Annotated in this window: 20 protein-coding genes; 4 read left to right on the top strand and 16 right to left on the bottom strand. The window is 48.4% G+C overall.

The features are described from left to right. Nucleotides 1–69: 69 nt before the first annotated feature. The 3 genes from ileS to murJ form a co-directional block, all read right to left on the bottom strand. Nucleotides 70–2,916: an isoleucine--tRNA ligase gene (ileS, locus tag P2G85_RS17470; protein ID WP_275865350.1), complete on the bottom strand. Its 2,847-nt coding sequence runs from the start codon at nucleotides 2,914–2,916 to the stop codon at nucleotides 70–72. Nucleotides 2,917–2,980: 64 nt separating this feature from the next. Continuing rightward, nucleotides 2,981–3,916, bottom strand: coding sequence for a bifunctional riboflavin kinase/FAD synthetase (gene ribF, locus P2G85_RS17465; RefSeq protein WP_275865349.1), 936 nt, complete (start codon nucleotides 3,914–3,916; stop codon nucleotides 2,981–2,983). Between the two features lie 70 nt (nucleotides 3,917–3,986). After that, nucleotides 3,987–5,549, bottom strand: coding sequence for a murein biosynthesis integral membrane protein MurJ (murJ, locus tag P2G85_RS17460; protein WP_275865348.1), 1,563 nt, complete (start codon nucleotides 5,547–5,549; stop codon nucleotides 3,987–3,989). Between the two features lie 293 nt (nucleotides 5,550–5,842). On the opposite strand from murJ, the gene rpsT reads away from it, so the two are divergent. After that, complete coding sequence (gene rpsT, locus P2G85_RS17455) at nucleotides 5,843–6,103, top strand: 30S ribosomal protein S20 (RefSeq protein WP_164647432.1); 261 nt, start codon at nucleotides 5,843–5,845, stop codon at nucleotides 6,101–6,103. A 103-nt stretch (nucleotides 6,104–6,206) separates the two neighbouring features. Here rpsT and P2G85_RS17450 read toward each other — a convergent pair whose 3' ends face one another. Beyond that, nucleotides 6,207–6,503: a metalloregulator ArsR/SmtB family transcription factor gene (locus tag P2G85_RS17450; RefSeq protein ID WP_275865347.1), complete on the bottom strand. Its 297-nt coding sequence runs from the start codon at nucleotides 6,501–6,503 to the stop codon at nucleotides 6,207–6,209. A 125-nt stretch (nucleotides 6,504–6,628) separates the two neighbouring features. Beyond that, nucleotides 6,629–7,519, bottom strand: coding sequence for a transcriptional activator NhaR (nhaR, locus tag P2G85_RS17445; protein ID WP_275865346.1), 891 nt, complete (start codon nucleotides 7,517–7,519; stop codon nucleotides 6,629–6,631). A 387-nt stretch (nucleotides 7,520–7,906) separates the two neighbouring features. Here nhaR and P2G85_RS17440 point away from each other — a divergent pair, with 387 nt between their 5' ends. Then, on the top strand, nucleotides 7,907–9,052 hold the full coding sequence (locus P2G85_RS17440) for a Na/Pi symporter (RefSeq protein ID WP_275865376.1): 1,146 nt from the start codon (nucleotides 7,907–7,909) through the stop codon (nucleotides 9,050–9,052). Nucleotides 9,053–9,681: 629 nt separating this feature from the next. Here the strand turns inward: P2G85_RS17440 and P2G85_RS17435 are convergent. From P2G85_RS17435 to rppH, 5 genes are all read right to left on the bottom strand, one after another. Continuing rightward, the gene (locus P2G85_RS17435; protein WP_275865345.1) at nucleotides 9,682–10,533 is read right to left on the bottom strand and encodes a thymidylate synthase; all 852 of its coding nucleotides are present in this window, start codon (nucleotides 10,531–10,533) and stop codon (nucleotides 9,682–9,684) included. A 9-nt stretch (nucleotides 10,534–10,542) separates the two neighbouring features. Next, nucleotides 10,543–11,367: a prolipoprotein diacylglyceryl transferase gene (gene lgt / locus P2G85_RS17430; protein ID WP_275865344.1), complete on the bottom strand. Its 825-nt coding sequence runs from the start codon at nucleotides 11,365–11,367 to the stop codon at nucleotides 10,543–10,545. Nucleotides 11,368–11,445: 78 nt separating this feature from the next. Then, nucleotides 11,446–12,237 carry a sulfite exporter TauE/SafE family protein gene (locus P2G85_RS17425; protein ID WP_275865343.1) on the bottom strand — a complete coding sequence of 264 codons (792 nt, stop codon included), beginning with the start codon at nucleotides 12,235–12,237 and terminating at the stop codon, nucleotides 11,446–11,448. Nucleotides 12,238–12,243: 6 nt separating this feature from the next. After that, a complete protein-coding gene (gene ptsP, locus P2G85_RS17420; RefSeq protein ID WP_275865342.1) occupies nucleotides 12,244–14,490 on the bottom strand; it encodes a phosphoenolpyruvate--protein phosphotransferase in 2,247 nt (748 codons plus the stop codon). A gap of 2 nt (nucleotides 14,491–14,492) precedes the next feature. Further along, the gene (gene rppH / locus P2G85_RS17415; protein WP_275865341.1) at nucleotides 14,493–15,014 is read right to left on the bottom strand and encodes an RNA pyrophosphohydrolase; all 522 of its coding nucleotides are present in this window, start codon (nucleotides 15,012–15,014) and stop codon (nucleotides 14,493–14,495) included. A 617-nt stretch (nucleotides 15,015–15,631) separates the two neighbouring features. On the opposite strand from rppH, the gene mutH reads away from it, so the two are divergent. Next, on the top strand, nucleotides 15,632–16,306 hold the full coding sequence (gene mutH / locus P2G85_RS17410) for a DNA mismatch repair endonuclease MutH (RefSeq protein ID WP_275865340.1): 675 nt from the start codon (nucleotides 15,632–15,634) through the stop codon (nucleotides 16,304–16,306). 8 nt (nucleotides 16,307–16,314) lie between these two features. On the opposite strand, the gene P2G85_RS17405 is transcribed toward mutH, so the two are convergent. Beyond that, nucleotides 16,315–16,626, bottom strand: a complete 312-nt coding sequence (locus tag P2G85_RS17405; RefSeq protein WP_275865339.1) for a DUF6482 family protein — start codon at nucleotides 16,624–16,626, stop codon at nucleotides 16,315–16,317. A gap of 154 nt (nucleotides 16,627–16,780) precedes the next feature. Here P2G85_RS17405 and P2G85_RS17400 point away from each other — a divergent pair, with 154 nt between their 5' ends. Continuing rightward, entirely contained in the window at nucleotides 16,781–17,815 is a 1,035-nt protein-coding gene (locus P2G85_RS17400; protein WP_275865338.1) for an NADP(H)-dependent aldo-keto reductase, read from the top strand. Nucleotides 17,816–17,890: 75 nt separating this feature from the next. Here P2G85_RS17400 and P2G85_RS17395 read toward each other — a convergent pair whose 3' ends face one another. From P2G85_RS17395 to recJ, 5 genes are all read right to left on the bottom strand, one after another. After that, on the bottom strand, nucleotides 17,891–18,142 hold the full coding sequence (locus P2G85_RS17395) for a DUF1127 domain-containing protein (protein ID WP_275865337.1): 252 nt from the start codon (nucleotides 18,140–18,142) through the stop codon (nucleotides 17,891–17,893). A 487-nt stretch (nucleotides 18,143–18,629) separates the two neighbouring features. Beyond that, nucleotides 18,630–19,964, bottom strand: coding sequence for a sigma-54 dependent transcriptional regulator (locus P2G85_RS17390; protein WP_275865336.1), 1,335 nt, complete (start codon nucleotides 19,962–19,964; stop codon nucleotides 18,630–18,632). A gap of 242 nt (nucleotides 19,965–20,206) precedes the next feature. After that, entirely contained in the window at nucleotides 20,207–21,724 is a 1,518-nt protein-coding gene (lysS, locus tag P2G85_RS17385; RefSeq protein ID WP_275865335.1) for a lysine--tRNA ligase, read from the bottom strand. Nucleotides 21,725–21,757: 33 nt separating this feature from the next. Next, nucleotides 21,758–22,856, bottom strand: a protein-coding gene (gene prfB / locus P2G85_RS17380) for a peptide chain release factor 2 (protein WP_275865334.1) whose coding sequence is annotated in 2 segments (ribosomal slippage) — nucleotides 21,758–22,780 and nucleotides 22,782–22,856 — 1,098 coding nt in all. Because the reading frame shifts where the segments join, the coding sequence is not laid out codon by codon here. A gap of 172 nt (nucleotides 22,857–23,028) precedes the next feature. After that, the gene (recJ, locus tag P2G85_RS17375) at nucleotides 23,029–24,768 is read right to left on the bottom strand and encodes a single-stranded-DNA-specific exonuclease RecJ (protein ID WP_275865333.1); all 1,740 of its coding nucleotides are present in this window, start codon (nucleotides 24,766–24,768) and stop codon (nucleotides 23,029–23,031) included. Nucleotides 24,769–24,806: the final 38 nt, after the last annotated feature.

Raw genomic sequence — 24,806 nt, 5'->3', positions numbered from 1 at the left:
CTACCTACAAACAGCCCCAGTAAATACTGGGGCTGTGAATTTTAAAAAAAGTTCAGTCTTGCTAGGCAATTACGCGAATTTACGTACTTCACCTTCACCTTCAACGTTCGACACACAACGGCCACAGATCTTCTCGTGACCTGCAATGGTGCCTACGTCTGGTGTGTGGTGCCAACAACGGTCACACTTCTCACCTGCGGCAGCTGAAACTTCAACGAACAAGCCGTCGATGTCTGTCGCATGCGCAGCGTCAGTCTTCTCACTAAGTGGTTTCACGTTTGCCGCTGATGTCAGCATGACAAAACGCAGTTCATCTTCCAGCTTATTGATTTTCGCCGCCAGTGCGTCGTCAGCAAATAGCGTGACTTCCGCTTGCAGTGCACCACCAATGGTTTTCTCTTTACGAGCATCTTCCAGCAGCTTGTTCACCGCGCCGCGAACTGCCTGGATCTCACTCCAGAACTCGTTATTCAGCTCTTCACCTTCAGCAAGACCAAACAGGCCATCGAACCACTCACCCGTAAATACGAACTTATCGCGACTCTCTCCAGATGGAAGTAACGCTGGCATTTCGTTCCAGATTTCATCTGCAGTGAACGACATGATTGGCGCCATCCAACGAACCAGTGCTTCTACGATGTAGTAAAGTGCAGTCTGACAGCTACGTTGCGCGTGACCGCCCTTCTTCGCTGTGTACTGACGGTCTTTAATTACGTCTAGGTAGAATGAACCCATCTCGATAGAACAGAACTGCATTAGACGTTGAGTTACCGCGTGGATGTTGTACTCATCGTACGCTTTGATGATCTCTTGTTGTGCTGCTAGTGCACGACCAACTGCCCAACGGTCCAATGCCACCATTTCCTCTGCAGGAACGATGTCTGTTGCTGGGTTGAAGCCGCTTAGGTTGGCCAGGAAGAAACGCGCTGTGTTACGGATACGACGGTACGCATCTGCAGAACGTTTTAGGATTTCATCAGAAACCGCCACTTCACCAGTGTAGTCGGTCGAAGCAACCCATAGACGCAGGATATCGGCACCTAGTTTGTTAGTTACGTCTTTTGGCGCAACCACGTTACCGATAGATTTCGACATCTTACGACCGTGACCATCAACCACGAAACCGTGTGTCAGTACTTGTTTGTAAGGCGCTTCATCTTTCATCGCGATAGATGAAATTAACGAAGACTGGAACCAACCACGGTGTTGGTCAGAACCTTCCAGATATAGGTCAGCGCTGTTGCCGTTGTACTCTTCACGAGCATCAACCACAGAAAAGTGAGTCACACCTGAATCGAACCATACGTCTAGCGTGTCGAGTACTTTCTCGTACTGTTCAGCTTCATCGCCCAATAGTTCAGCTGCATCAACATCCCACCATGCCTGGATACCTTTCTCTTCCACCAACTGAGCCACTTTCTCGATCAGCTCTAGTGTGTTTGGATGTAGTTCTGCGGTTTCTTTGTGAACGAACAGCGCAATTGGCACACCCCAGGTACGTTGACGAGAGATACACCACTCAGGGCGACCTTCGATCATACCTTCGATACGGCTTTGACCCCACTCAGGCATCCACTCAACGCTCTTGATTGACTCCAGTGCTTTAGCACGCAGGCCAGCCTGGTCCATAGAGACGAACCATTGTGGTGTTGCGCGGAAGATGATTGGTGTCTTATGACGCCAACAGTGTGGGTAGCTGTGCTCGTATGCGTGGTGGTGTAGTAGTGCACCTTTTTCTTTCAGTACTTCTACTACTGCATCGTTGGCTTTAAATACGTGCTGACCAGCGAATAGCTCAGTGTCCGGTAGGTAAACACCGTTTGAGCCAACTGGGTTCGCTACTTCCAGGTTGTATTTGTTACCAACCGCGAAGTCTTCCTGACCGTGACCAGGGGCAGTGTGAACCACACCGGTACCAGAGTCAGTTGTAACGTGATCACCCAGGATCGCCGGTACTGTGAAATCGTAGAATGGGTGCTTAAACTGAGTAAGCTCCAGATCCGCACCTTTAGCAAAGCCCAGGTTGTGGAAGTGCTCGATACCAGCACGGTCCATCACGTCTTTCGCTAACTCAGAAGCCACGATGATACGCTCAGCATTATCGCCCTCTGTTTGGATAAGCACGTACTCCAGGTCTTCACGTAGACATACTGCGCGGTTCGCTGGCAGTGTCCAAGGCGTGGTGGTCCAGATAACGATAGAAACGTCACCCTGACCTTCATGACCTTCGGTCAGTTCAAACTTAGACAGTAGTGCTGCTTCGTCAGCAGCTTTAAAGCGCACGTCGATAGATGGTGATACTTTGTCTTTGTATTCCACTTCTGCTTCAGCAAGTGCAGAGCCACAGTCGGTACACCAGTGAACGGGTTTGAAACCTTTCAGCAGGTGACCTTTGCTGGCGATCTTACCCAAGGCACGGATGATGTTCGCTTCAGTAGCGAAATCCATCGTGCGGTATGGCTTGTCCCACTCACCCATGATACCAAGACGTTTGAAGCTCTCTTTCTGACCTTCAACCTGACCTGCTGCGTAGTCACGACATTTCTCGCGGAACTCCGCTGCCGTCACTTTCTGGCCTGGCTTGCCGACTTTCTTTTCTACCATCAATTCGATTGGCAGACCGTGGCAATCCCAGCCTGGGATGTAAGGTGCGTCAAAACCTGAAAGTGTTTTGGATTTAATAATAATGTCTTTAAGAATCTTGTTTAGTGCGTGACCAATGTGAATGTCACCGTTCGCATAAGGAGGGCCATCGTGCAGTACGAATGACTTTTTACCTTTCTTGGCTTTACGGATTTCTCCGTAAAGATCTTCTTTGTACCAACGCTTTAGCATTTCTGGCTCACGATTAGCCAGGTTGCCACGCATCGGAAACCCTGTTTCAGGTAAATTCAGGGTATCTTTATACTCACTCATCGATTCTTAATTCCGTTATATTGGGCGAAAGTTAGACATTATGTTCAGCGGTGGAATAAACCGCTCAACTCTTAAGCTGACGCAGCCACACCCTTGCTGCCTCAGCATCCAATTCAATTTGTTGTTTCAGTGCATCAAACGACTCGAACTTTTGTTCGTCTCTTAGTTTGTGCAAAAGTACCACTTCTAGCTGCTTGCCATATAAATTGGCATGAAAGTCAAATAAGTGTACTTCTAACTGCTGGCGAACGCCATTAACAGTCGGCCTTTGGCCAATATTGGCCACACCGCCAACGGGCTTATCACCTAAACCTAAGGCTTGGACCACATAAACTCCGGAAACCGGAGACACACAGCGTTTTAGCGGAATATTCGCGGTCGGAAAGCCTATCGTTCTTCCCAACTTGCGTCCATGTGAAACGCGGCCACTGATACTGTAACCTCGTCCCAGCATATCCTCAGCGGCATGCAAATCATCGCGGTCCAGCGACTCTCGGATGGCGGTACTGCTCACGCGTAATTGCTGCAAACAGAAACTCTGGGTACTGACAACATCAAAGCCATACTGCTTGCCGGCTTGTTTTAGCATGGCAAAATTGCCGATGCGGCCTTTGCCGAAGCGAAAATCATCGCCAACAACCAGAAACTTAACACCCAAACGCTCGACCAACAAGTCACGGATGAACGCCTCAGCGGTCAGGCTGGCGAAATGGCGATTAAAATTCACGCACAACAGGCGGTCAATATCCAGTTTACTCAACTGGACATATTTGTCGCGCAAACGCGTCAGGCGCGCTGGCGCACGCTCCCGGGCAAAAAGCTCCATCGGCTGTGGTTCAAAGGTCATCACCACCGAAGGTAAGGACAGTTGCTCTGCACGTTCCGATACCTGCTGCAGTACTTGCTGATGGCCCCGATGGACGCCATCAAAATTACCAATAGTCAGCACGCAGCCATGATGATGTGGCTTAATATTGTGAATGCCTCGGATCAGTTCCATTGAATACTGCTATCTGCCTCTGTCTTTGCTTTACACCGTGTGAAACTGACGGATTATATACTAATCAACCTTACTCTGTCCCAGCTTTTAGGTCTTTTAAACGTATACCGAGTAAAAATACCATAATCAGATATACCGCAGCCCCCAGCGCAATCTGCAGTGCCAGCATACCCGCGCGGTAACTGAAGCTCCATTCCAGCCACACCGCCATCTCGTCCAACTGCCAAACAATCACGGCCACCATTGATGCGGCAGCTATCATCAGACGCACAACGAATATCACCGTATGCCGGGTGACCTGATACACCTTGGTGATATGCAGCCCCCGATACAGCAACGCCATATTGACAAAAGCCGACAACGCCGTGGCAATCGCCAAGCCGACATAGCCATAAAACCAGGCAAAAATCGCGTTAAAGACCATATTGCTGATCATAGCGATGATGCCGTACTTCACTGGCGTCTTGGTATCTTGGCGTGAATAGTAACCCGGCGCGAGCACCTTGATCAGCATGAAATTGAGCAAACCGGTTGCATAGGCGAGTAAAGAAAGCGACGCTTGATGCACATCCTGAGGGGAAAACTCCCCGCGCATAAACAATACCATCAGCATCGGCTTGGCCAGAACCATCAGCCCCAGCATCGCTGGCAGGCCGAGCAGCATCACCATGCGTACGCCCCAATCCATGGTATGCGCAAAACCATCACTATGCGCATCAACATGTTTACGCGACAACGCAGGCAGGATCACCGTCGCAATCGCAATGCCAAACAAACCTAACGGAAACTCCAACAAACGATCAGAGTAATAAAGCCAACTGATCGAACCGGTTTCAAGAAAGCTGGCAATAAAAGTGTCAAACAACAGGTTGATCTGGCTGACCGACACACCAAACAGTGCCGGGATCATTAAGGTGCGAATTTTCACAACCCCGGGATCTCGCCAGCCCCACTGTGGCTTCACCAGCACACCAGCTTTAATCAGAAACGGCAGCTGAAACAAAAACTGCACCACACCGCCGAGAAAAACCCCGATCGCCAGACCAATTTCCGGTTGCGCCAGATGCGGAGAGATAAACCACGCCGACAAAATGATCATCACGTTGAGGAACACCGGAGTAAAAGAAGAAACGGCGAACTTACCCAGCGTGTTTAAAATCGCCCCAGATAGAGCGACAAAGGTAATGAACCATAAATAAGGAAAGGTAATCTTGAGTAACATGCTGGCCAGTTCGAACTTCCCTGCCGACGGGCCGTCATTCACCCAGTCCAGAAACCAACCAAAGCCAAACAGAGCGGTCACCACGCCGGATCCCAACACCCCCAGCAAGGTCACTACTGAAACGATTACTCCCAGGGTGCCGGCTGCGCGTGCAATCAACTGGCGGGTCTTATCCATATCACCTGTCGCATGATATTCAGTTAACACTGGTACAAAAGCTTGCGAAAAAGCCCCTTCAGCAAACAGACGGCGTAAAAAGTTAGGTATTTTGTTGGCAAAAAAGAATACGTCGGCACTGGCGCCCGCACCCATTAAGTTTGCTACTACCACATCACGAACCAGGCCCAGGACGCGGGAAATTAATGTCATGGCACTCACAATCATGCCTGACTTGAGCAGTCGTTTACTCACTTTAACCTCGGAATATCACCAAAAGATAACCGCCCCTTAACCGCCAGGTCGGGAGGCGCTAGAAATAGGCAAAAAAATATATCCGCTTATTATGGGATCTGAGCGGATAATTATTAGCATTGGTCTAAAAATACTGTTAGAATCCCCGCCATCTTAACCGCGATAACCTCTCTTACCCAAATTTGTTTTGGTTTCGATGGGTTTTTGCACAAATCATTTGACATTTAGGCGCAAATGAGGGATATTCCTCGCCCTTAAATTGTCACAGAACTAAGTTTTTGGGAGTTAGACCCTTGGCAAATAGTAAATCTGCTAAGAAGCGCGCTATCCAGGCTGAGAAACGTCGTCAGCACAACGCTAGCCGTCGCTCAATGATGCGTACTTACATGAAGAAAACTGTTGCTGCTATCGAAGCAGGCGACAAAGAAGCTGCAACTGCTGCATTCGCTGCAGTTACACCACTACTAGACCGCATGGCAACTAAAGGCCTTATTCACAAGAATAAAGCTGCACGTCATAAGTCTCGTTTCGCTGCACAAATCAAAGCTCTTTAATCGAGTATTGATTACCCAGTGAAAGAAAAACCGGCATTTTGCCGGTTTTTTTATATCTGCTTAAAAGCAAAAAGCTGGACTAACCAGCTTTGCATTTATGCTCTTAATGGGCGCAGTACAAGCCGTGCAAGGTTTGGATCATCGCTTTGACTTCATCGCTTCTTAAGGTGTAGTAAACGGTTTGCGCTTCTTTGCGTGTTGCTACCAACTCATCACGACGCAACCAGGCCAGGTGTTGGGATAACGCCGACTGGCTCAGTTCAAGCTTGGCGCACAGCTCACTGACAGAAAGCTCTTGGTTGTGCAACATGCACAATATTTGCAGGCGTCTTTCATTCGCCATCGCTTTGAGTAGCACAACCGCTTTCGCGGAGTTTTTCTCCATGTCTTGTAAATTCATCTGTTGAACCTCTATTTACCACGCACTCTTCAAGCCAAGGGCAGTGAGCCGCCTTACACAGATCTTATAATATAGAGTTATAATTCTATTGATAATAATGCATTTGTTTCAGTGACGATAGCAGTTCAGTCAAACATTTGACTAAAGTCTGCATCACAGACGTTTTTCACTGCCGGATGCTGGATCATTCGTTCGGCGAAGATCACATAATATTCTTCTTTCAAATCGTCAATATGGCCGATCAGCTGCAGGCTGCGGTCATCTTCGATCTCTGACATGTAGACCGTGGGAGCCAAAAAAATCACATCATCATGATAACGGGCAAAGGCTTTCATTAACGCCACATCGTCAAACTCCCCCAACACATCAGGCTGTAATCCCTGCCGGTCAAACCACTGCAGAACTTTACGCCCCATGGCTGTCCGGCTGCCAGGAATAAGCAGTTTCTTTTCTTCAAGGATTTCCGGAAAGTTAACCTGTTCAATGTGTGAAGAGGCAAAAAAGCTCATCCGGCTTTCGCCAAGCTTTTTACTATAGAGACCCGGGCTTTGGGTCGAGTCCACCGGGCAATCAGACAAAATCATATCCAATTTATGCTGAGCCAGGCGCTCCAGCAACAACTCGTGGGTAGATTCGTAACAACATAAGTGAATGCTGTCATCTTCCGGCACCGTCGTCAGCAGCACTTTACTCACCAGTCGTTTTGATAATGCATCGGCAACACCAACTTCAAACAGAATATTAGAGTGCTGACTGTAATTGACAATATCCAGCATTTCATAACTCAGCCCAAACATACGATCGGCATATTTAAACACCAACTGGCCAAGCTCTGTCGGCTCTACGGTCCGGCCATTACGCTTGGTCAGCTTGCCTTTCATGCGCTCTTCCAGCGCTTTGATCTGCCCGGTCACTGTTTGTGGGGTCAAGAACAGAGCATCAGCCGCTTTGCTGACCGAACCTTGCTTACACACCATCCAAAAGTAATAAAGGTGGTTATAGTTTAAATGTGACATACCCAGTTCCAGATAATGACGATAACAATTCTTATATCAAATGTGACAGCAACAGACAATTAATTCGGCAAAACCTACCTATAAACCAAAAAAAAACAATAATTACCGAAACATTAAACTTCATAGTGTCATAAAACATGAACCCGGGCTCAGTTTTTTTCACTTTCACCACTCTTTATGCAACCACGCCAACCTTAATTAAATCAATTAAAATCAGAAACTTAAAACACTATGCTTTTGTCAGATTTGAAAAACCAATTGAAAGCAGACAAAAAATTTCCATCGCAATAGTTTTGTCATATTACTGAAATATTTCATCTCTAACATCGCCCACAGTTTCAACAACAGACCAAACAAAACATAACGCGGTCCACGGAGAAAATTATGATGAACCAAGCTACTTCAACAGCGGCGCCAATTCAGAGTACCACTCGCTGGCTACGCTGGGCTAACTTGGCATTCATGTTGTACTTGTTGCTACTGGCAGTATCTATGGTAGGTAGCGGCTTCAAATGGGCAACCGGCGATCAAGCCAAAGTCCTGTTTGAATTTGCCTCTCATCCTGTTGCAGGTTTGATGATCGGTTTGGTGGCCACGGCGCTGATCCAATCGTCCAGTACCGTCACTTCTATTATCGTCGGTCTGGTGGCCGGCGGATTGCCGGTCGAAATGGCCATTCCGATGGTCATGGGGGCAAATATTGGTACTACCGTAACCAATACGCTGGTTTCGCTGGGCCACGTACGTTGTAAAATTGAATTTAAACGTGCCTTTGCCAGCGCCACCATTCATGACTTTTTCAACCTGCTGGCAGTAGCGATCTTCCTGCCGCTGGAAATGATGTTTGGTATCATGGAAAAGATCTCGCACTGGCTGGTTTCACCGCTGCTTAATACCGGTGACATGAGTATCAAGGGCATCAACTTCATTAAGCCAATCACTAAGCCGGTTATCAGCGCGATTAAAGAGCCGTTGGGAACCTTTGGTGACACCATCGGCGGCATCCTGCTGATTGTGCTGGGTATTGCCACTATTTTTGTTGCTATTACGGTGATGGGCAAACTGATGAAGAGCCTGATGGTAGGCCGTGCACGTGACATCCTGAAAAATGCGATTGGTCGTGGTCCTATCCACGGTATCGTATCAGGTTCTGTGGTAACCGTACTGGTTCAGTCTTCTTCTACGACAACCAGCCTGATGGTCCCGCTTGTAGGCTCTGGTGTACTCAAAGTCCGTGATGTCTACCCATTCACCCTGGGTGCTAACATCGGTACGTGTATTACCGCCCTGTTGGCCGCAACCGCGGTATCTGGTGAGTTTGCGGTGTTTGCACTACAGATTGCCCTGGTTCACTTGACCTTTAACATTCTGGCGACCGTGTTTATCTTTGGTATTCCGTTCCTACGTGAAATTCCAATGAAAGGTGCAGAGATGATTTCAGAGATGGCAATTAAGAACAAAGCCGTGGTTCTGGGATACCTGGTATCCGTCTTCCTGGTGCTACCTGGTGCAGTTCTGGCGTTAACCGCTTAATAACCACACCATCGCTTATTGTTTCAGGCTCCACACTGTGGAGCCTTTTTTATGCCTGGAAGATTTTATTCTCTGGCAACAGGCTTGGTAATATCCTGAGTCGCCTCCTCTTAGCCCTGACCTCCCACGGCGTAACACACCGAAGCATCGCCCAATCATCCACTCGCTATCGATAAACGCCCGACTTAATTCATCACAGGCATCTGGATGCTCAGTAGCCTGGCACCTCTTAGCATCATGCAGAGCGAGTTAACTGCCTTTTACAACCCTCCATAAGCTGATTTCACCTTGTTTACAGCTCATCAGTCCCAAGGCCGTTTATACCAGCTGCCACCAGAAGAAATAGAAGCCCCCTGCGACAAAGCTTTCTGCGGATGTGATTCAGTCTTACGCTGACTTGCTCGAACGGCATAACAGGACAGGCATACCCGAGCCCCATCAGAACTCACTGCGGTATTAGAGAGAAGCAAATGGAAGAGCAATGACCAACGTGCCTGTCAGCTTGCATTCAGCCACCAAAGGGAAAAACCGGCTGACACACGCGAGCCAAGCAAACCCGCGTTAAGCGAGCTGATCACTGGGGTAACATAACCATCTGCAACAAAAAAGGCTCCAGAGGAGCCTTTTAATCAAACGGAAAACGGATACTGAATGGGGTCATGATGGTCATACCCCTCTACCCAAAAATCATCCAAAGTAACCCAGGTTTCCAGATCTTCCAGGGTTTTAATGTCTGGATTGATATGGAAAGTCGGCGCAGCCAACGGTTCACGCCTGAGCTGAACATCACGCATCAAAGCCAGTTGATCCTCATAGATATGCGCATTGACGATCTTATGAAATGCCTGCCCCGGTTTTTTTCCGGTAATCTGCGCCATGATCGCCAGGAACACGTACACCTGTACCATATTAAAATTCAGTCCCAGTGGCACATCACAAGAGCGCTGCGTACTGTTTAGATAGAGGGTATCTCCGAGCAACGAGAAATGGTGGCTGTACATACACGGGCGCAAGCAGCCCATGTGAAACTCGCCCGGATTGTAAAAATTAAGGATTTCACCGCGGTCATCCACACCGCGAGTCAGGTCATCAACAATTTTACGCAGCTGGTCAACATGACCACCATCTGGCTTGGCCCAGGCCCGCCCCTGTACACCATAAACCCGGCCCATATCATCCTCGCCCTGGCGGTAAGGATTATTCAGCCATGCCTCGTTCAGGTTGGCGTTGGCATCCCAGGTTTTGGTTCCCAGTTTGCGGAAATCCGCCGCATTGCCATAACCGCGAATATAACCCAGCAACTCAGCCACCGCGGCTTTCCAAAAACTCTTTCGTGTGGTCACCAGAGGAAAGTGTTGATTAGCCACATCATAAGTGAGATCGGCATTAATCACCGTCAGGCAGCGTTTGCCTGTTCGTTCATTCTCAATCCACTCACCTTGGTCAACAATACGCTGACAGAGATCTAAATACTGCTTCACACCAATTCCTTACTTCACCTGTTGTTTTGGTAACTCATCTTTATAGTGACCACGCTTGTATGCCCAAACCATCATCAGGCCCCCGATGAGCACCATAGGCAATGACAAAATCTGCCCCATGGAAATGAAGTCTCCAAACAATCCCAAGTGCGCATCTGGTTCACGGACATACTCGACAAGGAAGCGGAATGTACCATACCCGGCCAGAAATAGCCCTGACACCGCGCCGAGTGGGCGTGGTTTTTTAATAAACCAGTTAAGGATAAAGAACAGCACCACACCTTCGAGGAACATCTCATACAGCTGTGAAGGGTGGCGGGGCAAAGGGCCGCCATTCGGGAACACAATTGCCCACGGTACATCCGTGACGCGCCCCCACAGCTCGCTGTTCATGAAGTTACCTAAGCGCCCCATACCCAGGCCAAACGGGACCAGTGGTGCGACAAAATCCGCCACGCCGAAAAAAGTACGGCCATGTTTTCTGGCATACCAGAACATGGCACTGATCACACCAATCAACCCACCGTGGAACGACATACCGCCGGTCCAGACTTTAAACAAGTACAGCGGATCATCAAGAAACAGGCCGAAATTATAAAACAGCACGTAACCAATCCGGCCACCAAGCACCACGCCAAGAAATCCGGCAAACAACAAATCGGAAACCTGTTCACGTGTCCAGCCGCTGCCGGGTTTGTCGGCACGACGATTGGCCAACCATATCGCGAAGACAAAACCGATCAGATACATCAGGCCATACCAACGTACCGACACAGGTCCAATAGAGATTAATACAGGATCAATATTGGGAAATTGAATGTATCCCTGAGACATAAACCATTCTCTCAATAAAACAAATAAAACCAGCGGATCGCTCTCCGCAGGAAAACCTACATAGTAATAGAAATGCGCCTATAACAACATGGTTGTCGCAACAAACATCAAAAAGACGGAAAAAATCTTCTTCATTACAGCAGTCGGCAACGTAGTGGCGAAGTTCGCTCCGATTTTAGTGGTCAGCATCGAGGTCAAGGCAATTGCCAACAGCGCAGGCAAGTAAACATAACCCACACTGTATGCGGGCAAGCCCTCAATTTGATAACCGTGCAGAATAAAACCCGTCATCCCGGATATCGCAATCACACACCCACATACCGACGATGAGCCGACCGCCTTACGCATTTCAACCCCATGCTGGTTAAGAAACGGCACCGACAGCGAACCACCACCGATACCAGCCAAACTCGACACCACCCCGATACCGGCACCATACATCACCGTAACCGGGCTGCTTGGCATCAACTTGGTCGACTGCGCCTTGATCGAACGGAACATCTGAACAGCCAGGCAAAGGACAATCACGCCAAAAACTTTCGGTAAATAATGAGTAGGGATCGATTCCGCAACCACGGTACCTAAAAATCCGCCCACCACCACCCCCGGCATCAGCCACTTAACCACAAACATGTCCACGTTCCCGAGCTTTAGGTGGTTAAGCGCAGACGAACCAGAGGTCAGAATGATAGAAGCAAGCGAGGTAGCCAATGCCATATGCATGCTCATTTCTGGTGAAATTCCGGCAAGAGGAAGCAAGTAAAGCAGGGCCGGGACAACAATTAATCCGCCACCAATCCCCAACAGGCCTGCCATAACACCAACAAACGCGCCTAAGGCAAGTAATAATAAAAACAAAGAAATGGTCACGGTTACCTACTTTTTACCTGCGCGGACAAAGCCGGCAAATCCTTGCTGGATGAAGAAATCATGCATCATTTGATGGATCTCCTGCCCATACGATTTTGACATAGCTTGAGCTGCCAGTTGCTCCAGCTCCTGTTGCTTACTATGGCGGATCAAGTATTTAACCTTCGCCACATTGGAAGTGTTCATGCTCAGGCTAGTGTAACCCAACCCGAGCAATAATAAGGCTCCGAAGGGGTCACCTGCCAGCTCGCCACAAATACAGACCGGCAGCTGATACTGCTGGCACACATCATAAATCTGCTTCAGCGCCATTAACACTGCTGGATGCATCGATTCATAGACATCCGCCACCCGGGAATTGTTCCGATCCACGGCTAACAAATATTGGGTCAGATCATTGGTGCCCACCGACACAAAATCTACTTTATCGATAATGGCTGGCAGTTGGTACACCATGGACGGCACCTCAATCATCACGCCAATCCTGGGCATCTGAATACGTTCGTCCAACAGTACCACTTCATTATATGCCTGATCGATCAACGCTTTGGCATCGTCCAACTCTTTTAGCCCTGAGATCATTGGTAATAAAATGCTCAAGTTGGAACTCTCAGCACTGGCGCGGAGCATCGCTCGCAGCTGAATCAAAAAGATATCCGGATGGTCGAGGGTAAAGCGGATCCCCCGCCAGCCCAAAAACGGATTGTCTTCCTCAATTGGCAGGTAGGGCAGCGCCTTGTCTCCCCCTACATCCAGCGTACGCATAACGACTCGTTGATGGGGGTAGCTGTTCAAAATCGCGCGGTATTGGTGATACTGTTCATCTTCAGATGGAAAATGATGTTGAAGTAAAAAGGCAATTTCTGTCCGGTAGAGCCCCACCCCATCAACGCCTGCGTTGATGGCAATGTTGCAATCCGCACTCAGCCCGGCATTAAGCAGGATTTCCACCGGATGATCGTCCTGCGTCACTGCTGGCTTGGCGAGATCATTGTTCACCATAGTGAACAGCTCAGTTTCTTCACTGACCAGGCTGCGGTATTCACGCAGTAGTTGTTGATTTGGCTCCAGATATATCTCGCCGGAATAACCATCCACTATCCCGACTTTACCATTGACGGTATCGGTGTCGATATTAACGCCCATTATTGCAGGCACACCCAATGCTCGCGACAAGATCGCTGCGTGGGAGTTTGCCGCCCCCTCCAACGAGATAACCGCGAGTAAATGCTGTTTGGGAACAGACGCAAGCAGTGTCGCGGTGAGCTCATTCACCACCAAGATGACTGGCCGCTTAATCGCAGAATGCTCCTGCTCACTGTTATGCAAAAAGTACAGTAAGCGCTGACCCAGCTCGCGTACGTCCTGGGCGCGCTCGCGCAGATATACGTCCGACATACGCGCAAAGCGGTTCGAGTAAGTCTCTACCACTTGGCGCAGTGCCCAGTCCGCCCGGTCGCCTTTTTCGATCTGCTTCTTCAGATCGCCACGCAGCATTGGATCATTGAGTAAATGGGTAAACAGGTCAAAGATTGCCAGGGCGTCTTTGTTGATCTCACTGTCGAACTTTTTGCGCATACGGCGAAAATCATTCAACGCACGTTCAATCGCTACCAGAAGCAGCTCATGCTCACGTTCTTTGTCCAGTGTAGAGGCAGGAAAAACATCGGACAGGCTCGGTTGGGTATTATCAAACCAAAACTCACCAATCGCGACCCCAGTGGAAGCAGGAAGCCCTTTAATCACTGCCGGTTTCGATGCTAATTGCCAATGGCCCTGACTCTGGGCATGAGCAATTAACACGGCGAGCTGCGCCGACAAGGTGACCAGAAAAGACTCCTCCATTTCACTAAACAGGCGGGGAGCTTTCTGCTGGATCACCAGGACCCCTAGCACTTGCTTACGGTGAATGATCGGAGTACCGAGGAAAGAGTGGTAGATTTGCTCCCCCAACTGTGGGAAGAACTTAAAGTCTGGATGTTGGGAAACTTCAGCAAGGTTAAGTGGCTCAGCAGTGCGCTTGACCAACCCCACTAAACCCTCATTAAAATCAATATGAATACTATCGCCTTCAAAGCGCAGCCCCTTGGTCGCCATTAATTCAAGACGCTGCATTTCTTCATTGGCTAAGTAAACCGTACAACACTCAGTACACAGGGCCGCGCAAGTCTCCTTAACCAGAATATCCAATGCAAAATGCAGGTCTTCGACTCTGGAGACTTTTTCCACGATTTCCCTTAGCTGGCTGAGCATGTCTATCCTCTACGTTGTTTTTTTCTTTTCCCTTTCGTTTTCCGCTCTCGAAAAGGCATAGCTAAAGAAGCAAACTCTTTCATCGCGCGTCGATAAACATCACGCTTAAAAGAGACAACTTGCCGAACCGGGTACCAGTAGCTGACCCAACGCCAACCATCAAATTCAGGGGATTTTCCTCGTTGCATATTGATACACGACTCATCGCATTCCATACGCAACAAAAACCATTTCTGTTTTTGGCCGATACACACAGGCTTAGAGTCCCAGCGCACCAATCTTTTTGGTAGTTTGTATCTTAACCAATGCCGACTGGTGGCAATGATCTTAACGTCTTTCTTCGTTAGACCGACCTCTTCATACAACTCTCTGAACATCGCCTGTTCTGGAGTTTCACCATCGTCAATTCCCCCTTGTGGAAATTGCCATGAGTGTTGCCCGTATCGTTTAGCCCAGAAGACCTGACCATGGTTATTACAAATCACAATACCAACATTCAGTCGGTAACCATCGCCATCTATCACTGGCTAACCTCTATGAAAAATTTTCTATTACCATGATTTTTCCACATATCCCCAGCAGTAGCAAACTTACTGATGTGATGTACGCAAGATTTATTGTCATTCCACCATTATTGGATATCTTTTAACCAGCTTTTATTTTATCAACATAAGTTTGAGACATAGCCCACATTTATTCACCTTTTCTGTGAGTAACTTTGTGAAAAATTCCCCGCCAACTCATAACTCTTGATATTTCAACACGAGAAGCAAACACAACACAATCAAAGCAAATAAAATAAGCTATTGATAAATATTAAATTAATCAACATAAAACTTGGAGTGCGATCTTTTTCCTCCTGATGATCTTTTGTGCAAATACAGATCGGTTAAAGATCGTCCAATCTGGCATTTATCCACATCAGGAAGGTACATCTTCACAGCAAAGCAATAAAATCAAGCGAAAATGACAACAAAAAACCTGTTTATTCATCCAGTCCTGAGCGTGGTAGCCAATGCCCCCTGCCTGCCTGTGGATAAGTTATGCATGGATCATTTAACAGACAAACCAAACCAATTTTTGGCAAGGGATCTGAAGCAAAATTTGTTAGACTGGCATTTTTGAATACGGTGGGTTGATCATGAAACCAGAGCCACAATCTGAAGCTGAATTATTGCAACGGGCACAAGAAATTGCAGGCCTTACCTTCGCAGAGTTAGCAGAAGAAGCGGGAATGACGGTGCCAGATAACCTCAAACGCGACAAAGGCTGGGTTGGACAACTGCTTGAATGGCACTTAGGTGCGCCGGCGGGGAGCAAGCCACAGCAAGACTTCAGCCAGCTTGGGATCGAGCTCAAGAGCATCCCAATCGGCTATTCAGGCCGTCCTCTGGAAACCACGTTTGTTTGTGTGGCTCCCTTGACCGGCATCCACGGGCTTACCTGGGAGACCAGCCATGTACGCAACAAATTATCCCGCGTACTCTGGATTCCCGTCGAAGGGGAGCGTGAAATTCCGTTAGCTGAACGCCATGTCGGCAGCCCGTTAATTTGGTCTCCGGATGAAGCAGAAGAGCAGATCCTCAAAAATGACTGGGAAGAGCTGATGGAAATGATCGTCCTGGGTAAATTTGATCAAATTTCCGCCAGGCACGGCGAAGCGCTGCACCTGCGCCCTAAAGCGGCCAATTCCCGGGCGCTAACAGAAGCCTACAGCGCCAACGGCAAGCCGATCAAAACGCTGCCGCGTGGCTTTTATCTGCGAACTCAGTTCACTGAAGCGCTACTGCGTAAACATTATATTGCCAGCGCTTGATCATCGGTTTAGTGAGTCATCAGTGACAACTCAATGTCACAATAAGAGACCGAGCCTTCACTGCCGAATTCATCATAAGCATTATGTAAGCGTAAGTACGCCTTATCGATCCCTAACCGTAACAGCTCTTCTTTAACCAACTCCAGTGAACCGAAATGAAGCGTTTCTTCACCGTCTTTGATCGGTTCCAGTTGATGTTTGTATTCCACGGCTAACAAATAGTCAGAGACATCCGAACACCCTATAACAAAAACCTTCGGCGTCTGGTATGAGTCTTTGTGGTGGCCGTGCAACCACATATCCAGTTGATGCTTCTGCATACTCCACCTCCTTAACAACCTGCTTTAAGTGTAGTTAGGCAATTTATAGGTTTCGAGCCACTCATTCACGGAAACGTAAATCATTTGCGGTAGCGACTAAAAATCCCCTATATTGGAACAACTTGTTAAGTTGGCAATTCTTCAAGGAAGGGAAATGCAATACACAAAACTACCGCACTCATCACTTGAGATCAGTAAGATCTGCCTGGGTACCATGACGTTTGGCGAACAAAACACCCTAAGCGAAGCATTCGAGCAACTCGATTTCGCCGTCGATCATGGGGTGAACTTCATTGACACCGCCGAGATGTATCCGGTTCCTCCCACTGCGCAAACCCAAGGACTTACAGAACAATATATTGGTCAGTGGTTAGCGAAATCAGGCAAACGGGATAAAGTGGTCCTGGCAACCAAAGTCGCTGGCCCACGTAATGTGCCTTATATCCGTGAACAGATGAGTCTCAATCGGCGCCACATCCACACCGCAATTGATGACAGTCTGCAACGGTTGCAAACCGAGTATGTCGATCTGTATCAATTACACTGGCCACAACGACAAACTAACTGTTTCGGTCAGCTCAACTACCCTTACCCAGACCAACAGGAAGAAGTGACATTAATTGAGAGCCTCGAAGCTCTGACTGACTTAGTCAAAGCAGGCAAAGTACGCTATATCGGTGTGTCAAATGAAACGCCCTGGGGTGTAATGTCTCTGCTTCGTTTAGCGGAAAAACACGACCTGCCTCGGATCGTTTCAATCCAGAACCCGTACAACCTCCTCAATCGCAGCTTTGAAGTTGGCCTGTCTGAGATCAGCCACTATGAAGGGGTTCAGCTCTTGGCTTACTCACCATTAGCCTTTGGCTGTCTGAGTGGAAAATACTTAAATGACGCAAAACCTGCCGGGGCACGCTGCACAAAGTGGGAACGCTTTGCGCGCTACTTTACTCCGCAAGGCGTTAAAGCAACCCAAGCGTATGTGAGCCTGGCTAGAGACCATGGTCTGGATCCCGCGCAAATGGCCCTGGCGTTTGTCAACCAACGTCCGTTTGTCGCTGCAAACATCATTGGCGCAACCAACCTTGAGCAGCTTAAAACCAATATCGAGAGCATTAACGTCAATTTAACTGAAGAGGTACTGAGTGAGATTCAAGTGATTGGGACAACATACTCCAATCCTTGTCCATAAAAATCAAAAGTGTGGCTGGCCTGTTAGCCAGCCAACTCGCCAGACTAAACATAACTGTTTAGCCTGGCCTTAAGCTTACGTTGTTATTCGCGAGGTTAACACACGACGAAGATGACGGACCCGACGCTCTACTTTTACTGCATCAGGTATGGTTCCCCGCATTGAACGCCCTTCGTTATCCAAACCGATATCGCGTAATAAATAGACATTATTCCAAGGAATATCATGCGCTTCCCGGCGAAAAGCACGCTGCCAGTTTTTTTCATCACGTTTCAAATCTGCTTTTATCAGTAACGTAGCCAGTTTTAGGTATATAGAATGATGCATGATTTTTCTCCAATATATGCTGAATGAGCGACTGGGAAAAATAGCGAGATCTAGACGGAATAAGGCCGTTGGGAACTAAGCTGCTATTTTCCCGCAGCCTAGTAAAAATAGATAGGATACGGATTAATTAGTTTTCTGAGCCAGTGGTATCCTGCGCAACCACGGGTGAAACCGTGGCTAAAGCAGTCATACGATCAGCACAAGTAATATCAGTAACAAAATAATGTTTCATCTTGTGCCTCCTAGCTAAAATTAATCCGGTAAGAAATAGAGTAACTCATTGAGTTACGGTTAAATTGTATGCAACCATGAATAATATTCAAACCTTTTTTGCTGAAATAGTTAAAAACAAACCATTTGTCTGCATTTCAGTTGCATATACATTTAGCTATAACATATTCAGCCAAGGAATATATCATCGGGCACAGTTTATAAACTGCGCTCATTATAAAGGAGCCAACGGTGGCCCCTTTTTATCTGTTTCGATTTACATGGTCGGCTCAGAGATCAGATTATGCTTATTCAGTAAGCGGTACATGGTCGCGCGTGATATCCCCAGCTCTTTGGCCGCATTAGATACCTGACCGGCGTGAGACTCCAGTACTAGCAGTAATGCTTCACGCTCGCTTTTTTCACGGATCGCCTTCAGGCTGCGCCTCTCGTCGTTGCGCCGTGGCAAATCAAGGTGATACTCCTCAATCATTACACTGTCGCACATCAACACTGCGCGTTTTATCTGGTTTTTTAGCTCCCTGACATTGCCCGGCCAGCCATAACGGGTCAACGCCTTTAAGGCACTCTCCGAAAAGCTCTTAGCCTGGGAATTGTACTCGCGCGAAAAATCTTGCAAGTAATAACGTGCAAGCAAAGGAATATCACTGGCTCGCTCTTTGACACTCGGCACACTGATACGAAGCACATTGATGTAATGATACAACTCTTCATTGAAATCACCATCAATCAACGCTTTTTCCACATCCGATGAATGAGCCGCCAACACCCGCACATTGATGTGCTTGGAGCCATCAGGCCGATCAATCATCCCCTCCTGCAGAAAACGTAACAGATGATTTTGCTGTTCTTTCGGAATGGTCAGGATGTCATTAAACAGTACCGTGCCGCCATCCGCTTGTTCCAACAGACTGAGTTCACCGGATTCACCTCCCCCGACACCAAACACCTCCGCCTGAAAGCGCTGCCCATTCAGTGCCCGGCAATTAATAACAAAAAACGGCTTGTGGGCACGCGCAGACACTTTATGAATCGCCCGCGCCACGGCTTCTTTGCCCGCCCCATTTTCACCATTGATCAAGATACTCACGTCGGTCGGGCCGATACGCTTGATTTGCTCCCGCAGGCGCTGCATTGGAATTGACTCGCCAATCAGTCCCATATCTAAGCTGTTACCGAAATTGGGCCACACTTTCTTCTCTAACTTCAACATCCCCAGTTGATGGCCAATAGTGCTCAGTAACTGCGCATCCGGAATTGGAGCGGTAAAAAAGTCAATACAAAAATTAACGATGAACTGGCAAATGGTGTCTGAGCCTAATTGTGATTCCCGAATAAATGCTAACCAACGAACATGTTTATGTGAGCTGACCAAATTCGCTAATCCGTTCAGGCTAAATTCATCATGGCTGAGATCGACTATACCAATACAAGGACCAATCTCTTCCAGAAGTGTGTTAGCTTTACGCAGATCGCCAACCTGATGGCACTTCCACCCCACCTGTTCGAGGACGGACAACCAAGGTTCGTAGGTGCCGCCAACAACAACAAGCGATCCCGGTATAGAATCCAACTTAAACTGCCCAGCCATTTATAAACCCTTTAACATTGTTGATAGAATTTTGTTCTACAGACTACTGCTGTAAACGGATAACATTATCGAGACTCGTAAGCAATTCGTCTGTCTCACCCTTAAGACTATGCAATAGATAGTTATCTGGCGAATATATTAACCACATTATGCACCACAAAGTATGCAATCAGTTGATTCATTTCAATTTTTTAGTTACAAAAAAACCACCCGAAGGTGGTTTTTTGAACTCGCTGCCAGTATTAGCCTTGTGGGCGCATCGCTGGGAACAGGATCACGTCACGGATAGTGTGCGTGTTAGTCAGTAGCATAACCAGACGGTCGATACCGATACCCTGGCCAGCCGTTGGCGGCAGGCCGTGCTCTAGAGCAGTGATGTAGTCTGCATCGTAGAACATTGCTTCGTCATCACCTGACTCTTTCGCTTCCACCTGGGCTTTAAAGCGAGCGTCCTGGTCTTCGGCATCATTCAGCTCTGAGAAGCCGTTTGCCACTTCACGGCCACCAATGAAGAATTCAAAGCGGTCGGTAAAGAACGGGTTATCATCGCTACGACGCGCCAATGGCGAGATGTCAGCAGGGTAGCCAGTAATGAATGTCGGCTGGATCAGTTTAGGCTCGGCCGTTTCACCAAAGATCTCTTCCAGCAGTTGGCCACAAGTCCAGAACGGTTCCACTTCAACGTGAACCGACTTGGCGATAGATACCATCAGCTCACGGTTTTGCAGATCCTTCTCTGTCAGTGCTTGAATTTCTGCGTGATCAGGGTTGTAGTGTTTGATCGCTTCAAACATGCTCATGCGAGCATACTTGCCACCAAACTCAACCGTTTCGTCACCGTAAGGCATCGAAGTTGCACCCAGCACTTCAAGTGCCACAGAGCTTAGCAGTTCTTCAGTGAAATCCATCAGATCTTTGTAGTCCGCGTACGCCATGTAGAATTCCATCATAGTAAATTCTGGGTTATGACGAGGAGAAAGACCTTCATTACGGAAGTTACGGTTAATCTCGAATACGCGATCAAAACCACCCACAACCAGACGTTTCAGATAAAGCTCTGGGGCAATACGCAGGTACATTGGCATATCCAACGCATTGTGGTGAGTGATAAATGGACGCGCACTCGCACCACCAGGGATCACGTGCATCATTGGCGTTTCAACTTCCATGAACTGTTTAGAGATCATGAAGTTACGAATTGCAGACATCACCTTAGAACGTATAATGAATGCATTACGAGAATCTTCGTTAACGATCAGGTCAACGTAACGCTGACGGTAACGCATCTCCTGGTCAGTCAGACCGTGGAACTTCTCAGGCAGAGGACGAAGTGCTTTAGTGAGCAACTCGTACTCTTCCATGTTCACGTACAGATCACCTTTACCAGATTTGTGCAGTGCACCTTTAACACCGATGATGTCACCGATATCCAGGCCCTGGTACTTCTCTTTCAGCTCTTTTTGCACCACTTTGTCTGCGTAAGCTTGAATACGGCCAGAGGTTTCTTGAATTACCAGGAATGGACCACGTTTAGCCATGATACGACCAGCAATCGCAACCACATGGTTCAACTCTTCCAGCTCTTCCTTGGTCTTTTCACCGAACTCTTTTTGCAGGTCGCCAGCCAGGCTGTCACGACGGAAGTCATTTGGGTGGCCGTTTGCTGCGCAGCTCTTGCGAATCTCATCCAGTTTCGCACGACGCTCAGCAATCAGCTTATTTTCTTCTTGTATGGTTTCGTTTTGAATATCATCACTCATATTCGATGTACCCTGTATATGTCGGTGAAAAGCTTAAAGGCCTGATTTCAGGCTAGCTTCAATAAATTTGTCGAGGTCGCCGTCAAGCACCGCTTGTGTATTACGGTTTTCAACGCCGGTACGTAAATCTTTAATGCGCGAATCATCCAGGACGTAAGAACGAATCTGGCTACCCCAGCCAATGTCTGACTTGGCATCTTCGTTAGCCTGTTTTTCCGCATTTTGCTTGTGCAATTCAAGCTCAAAGAGCTTGGCTCGCAGCTGTTTCATTGCCTGATCTTTGTTCTTATGCTGTGAACGATCATTCTGGCACTGCACCACGGTGTTGGTCGGTAAGTGGGTAATACGTACCGCCGATTCTGTGGTGTTAACGTGCTGACCACCCGCGCCAGAGGCACGGTATACGTCGATACGCAGATCAGCCGGGTTAATGTCGATAGCAATGTTGTCGTCAACTTCCGGGTAGACAAACGCAGAGGCAAACGATGTATGGCGGCGGCCACCTGAGTCAAACGGCGATTTACGAACCAGACGGTGAACACCGGTTTCAGTACGCAACCAACCGTACGCGTACTCACCCGAGATGCGTACCGTAGCAGATTTCAGCCCGGCCACCTCACCTTCTGATACCTCGATGACCTCCGCTTTGAACCCTTTCGATTCAGCCCAGCGCAGGTACATACGCAGCATCATATTTGTCCAGTCTTGCGCCTCGGTACCACCAGAGCCCGCCTGCAAGTCGATGTAGCAGTCAGAGCCATCATGATCACCTGAGAACATACGGCGGAACTCCAGCTTCTCCAGCTTCTCTTCCAGCTCTGCCAGTTCAGGCTCGATTTCATCGAAGGTCTCTTGATCTTCTTCTTCCACAGCCAGCTCCAGAAGACCTTCTACGTCTTCGACGCCCTGTTCAAGCTGATCAATGGTTTCGACAACCGCTTCCAGCGATGCACGCTCTTTACCCAACGCTTGAGCGCGTTCAGGTTCGTTCCATACATCTGGCTGTTCCAGTTCTGCGTTGACTTCTTCTAGACGCTCTTGCTTGGCGTCATAGTCAAAGATACCCCCTCAGGACATTTGTGCGTTCAGACACATCCTGCAGACGGTTTTTAATAGGATTGATTTCAAACATGTTTGCTCGACATTGTAGAATAGAATTTAACCGAGAAATTCTACTCAAAAATGTGACAGAGATACAGGAAAATTTCCCGGCCGAAAGCAGTTGACCAAGAAAGAGACCACGGTCAAAAAATTTCAACCGCGGTTATGGAACTTCGTACCCTATAATGCTTCACACCGCAGTTTTAGTGGGCTTCAATATGATCAATCATCAATTGCAGCGACTGATTACCACGAAATTCGTTGATGTCCAGCTTATACGCTAAACGCACGGTTTTGACCGAAGCATCCGGCCAGCGACGTAAATCCACATTAAAAGCAATACCATCGATCATGATATTGGTCGGGTGGCCTTTGTATAATGGCTCAAGCATCAGTTTAAGGTGTTTTTCCCCCACCAGCTTTTGGTGTAGTACTTTAAACTGCCCATCAAACATCGGCTCTGGAAATGCCTGACCAAAAGGGCCGCCAGCGCGAAGGAGCTCAGCGATGTGCATGGAAAACTCTTCCGGCTTTAATTCGCCGTCGGACAAAATGATCCCTTTCAGGGCCGTTTCATCCAGCTCACGTTTCACTACCTCATCAAACAAGCGGCTAAAACGTGCGAAATCCTGCTCCATGATGGTCAGCCCAGCTGCCATTGCATGCCCACCAAACTTCAGGATCAAACCGGGATTTTGTGTATCAATGAAGTCCAGCACATCACGCATATGTAAACCAGGAATGGAGCGACAAGAACCTTTGATTGCCCCGTCACCGCCATCAGCAAACGCGATCACCGGGCGATGGAACTTGTCTTTGATCCGTGAGGCCAAAATGCCGATCACCCCCTGGTGCCAGTCACGCTGAAACAGGGCCAGGCCATAGGGCAGTTCAGTGTCCTCACCAAACTGAAGCCGCTCACAAAAGGCCATCGCCTCTTGCTTCATCCCTTCTTCGATTTCTTTGCGGGTCTGGTTGAGCCCATCCAGCTCACTGGCCATGCGGCGTGCAGCCTGGATGTTATTGCTCATCAGCAACTCAACGCCAAATGACATGTCATCCAATCGGCCTGCGGCATTGATCCGCGGCCCCAAAGCAAAACCAAAATCGGCCGCCATCAACCGACGCGCATCGCGCTTGGACACTTCAATCAGCGCCTGGATCCCCGGCCTTGCTTTGCCGGCACGGATACGTTGCAACCCCTGGTGAACCAGGATCCGGTTGTTCTCATCCAGCGGGACCACATCCGCCACGGTGCCCAACGCAACCAGGTCAATCAGTTCCATCAGCTTAGGCTCTTGCATCCCTTGCTGTACAAACCAGTTCAGCTTGCGCATGTGGACACACAACGCCATCATCAGATAAAACGCCACGCCCACGCCTGCCAGTGCTTTCGATGGAAAGGCACAGCTTTCCAGGTTAGGGTTCACCATCGCATCCACTTCCGGCAGTTCTTGTCCCGGTAAGTGATGATCGGTCACCAGTACCTGCAGACCATGCTGCTTGGCATGGCGCACCCCTTCGATGGAAGACACACCATTATCAACCGTCATGATCACTTCAGCGCCAATTTCCAGCGCCTGTTCGACCACTTCCGGACTTAAACCGTAGCCGTCTTCAAACCGGTTCGGCACCAAATAGTCCACATTGCGGCTGCCCAGCATACGCAGCGCCAGCACCGACAGGGCTGAACTGGTCGCACCATCAGCATCAAAATCACCGACCACGATGATGCGCTTTTGGTGTTGAATGGCAGTAAACAACAGCTCAACCGCCTGGTTGATGCCCCCCAGTTTCTGGTAGGAGTGTAAACCTCGCGCTGAGGTTTCCAGCTGCGCAATATCTGTGATGCCACGGTTAAGGTAAATTCGCTTTAAAATCGGAGGAATCGAATCAGGCAGCAGGGAAAAATCTGGCTCAGGACGTCGTTGGATTTCTATCATGGGGTAAAAAAGCCGGCTGAAAACTCAGCCGACTGCGC

It is taken from the genome of Vibrio sp. CAU 1672 (assembly GCF_029223195.1).
Classification (GTDB): domain Bacteria; phylum Pseudomonadota; class Gammaproteobacteria; order Enterobacterales; family Vibrionaceae; genus Vibrio.
This window is presented reverse-complemented; position numbering and strand designations above follow the sequence as displayed.

Bases quoted from the DNA above. Each gene is read 5' to 3' on its own strand.
- P2G85_RS17405 (WP_275865339.1), bottom strand. From the start codon at position 16,626: ATGCAGAAGCATCAACTGGATATGTGGTTGCACGGCCACCACAAAGAC.
- lysS (WP_275865335.1), bottom strand. From the start codon at position 21,724: ATGAGTGATGATATTCAAAACGAAACCATACAAGAAGAAAATAAGCTG.
- lgt (WP_275865344.1), bottom strand. From the start codon at position 11,367: ATGTCTCAGGGATACATTCAATTTCCCAATATTGATCCTGTATTAATC.
- ptsP (WP_275865342.1), bottom strand. From the start codon at position 14,490: ATGCTCAGCCAGCTAAGGGAAATCGTGGAAAAAGTCTCCAGAGTCGAA.
- ileS (WP_275865350.1), bottom strand. From the start codon at position 2,916: ATGAGTGAGTATAAAGATACCCTGAATTTACCTGAAACAGGGTTTCCG.
- ribF (WP_275865349.1), bottom strand. From the start codon at position 3,916: ATGGAACTGATCCGAGGCATTCACAATATTAAGCCACATCATCATGGC.
- P2G85_RS17395 (WP_275865337.1), bottom strand. From the start codon at position 18,142: ATGCATCATTCTATATACCTAAAACTGGCTACGTTACTGATAAAAGCA.
- P2G85_RS17400 (WP_275865338.1), top strand. From the start codon at position 16,781: ATGCAATACACAAAACTACCGCACTCATCACTTGAGATCAGTAAGATC.
- mutH (WP_275865340.1), top strand. From the start codon at position 15,632: ATGAAACCAGAGCCACAATCTGAAGCTGAATTATTGCAACGGGCACAA.
- P2G85_RS17440 (WP_275865376.1), top strand. From the start codon at position 7,907: ATGAACCAAGCTACTTCAACAGCGGCGCCAATTCAGAGTACCACTCGC.
- P2G85_RS17390 (WP_275865336.1), bottom strand. From the start codon at position 19,964: ATGGCTGGGCAGTTTAAGTTGGATTCTATACCGGGATCGCTTGTTGTT.
- nhaR (WP_275865346.1), bottom strand. From the start codon at position 7,519: ATGTCACATTTAAACTATAACCACCTTTATTACTTTTGGATGGTGTGT.
- recJ (WP_275865333.1), bottom strand. From the start codon at position 24,768: ATGATAGAAATCCAACGACGTCCTGAGCCAGATTTTTCCCTGCTGCCT.
- P2G85_RS17450 (WP_275865347.1), bottom strand. From the start codon at position 6,503: ATGAATTTACAAGACATGGAGAAAAACTCCGCGAAAGCGGTTGTGCTA.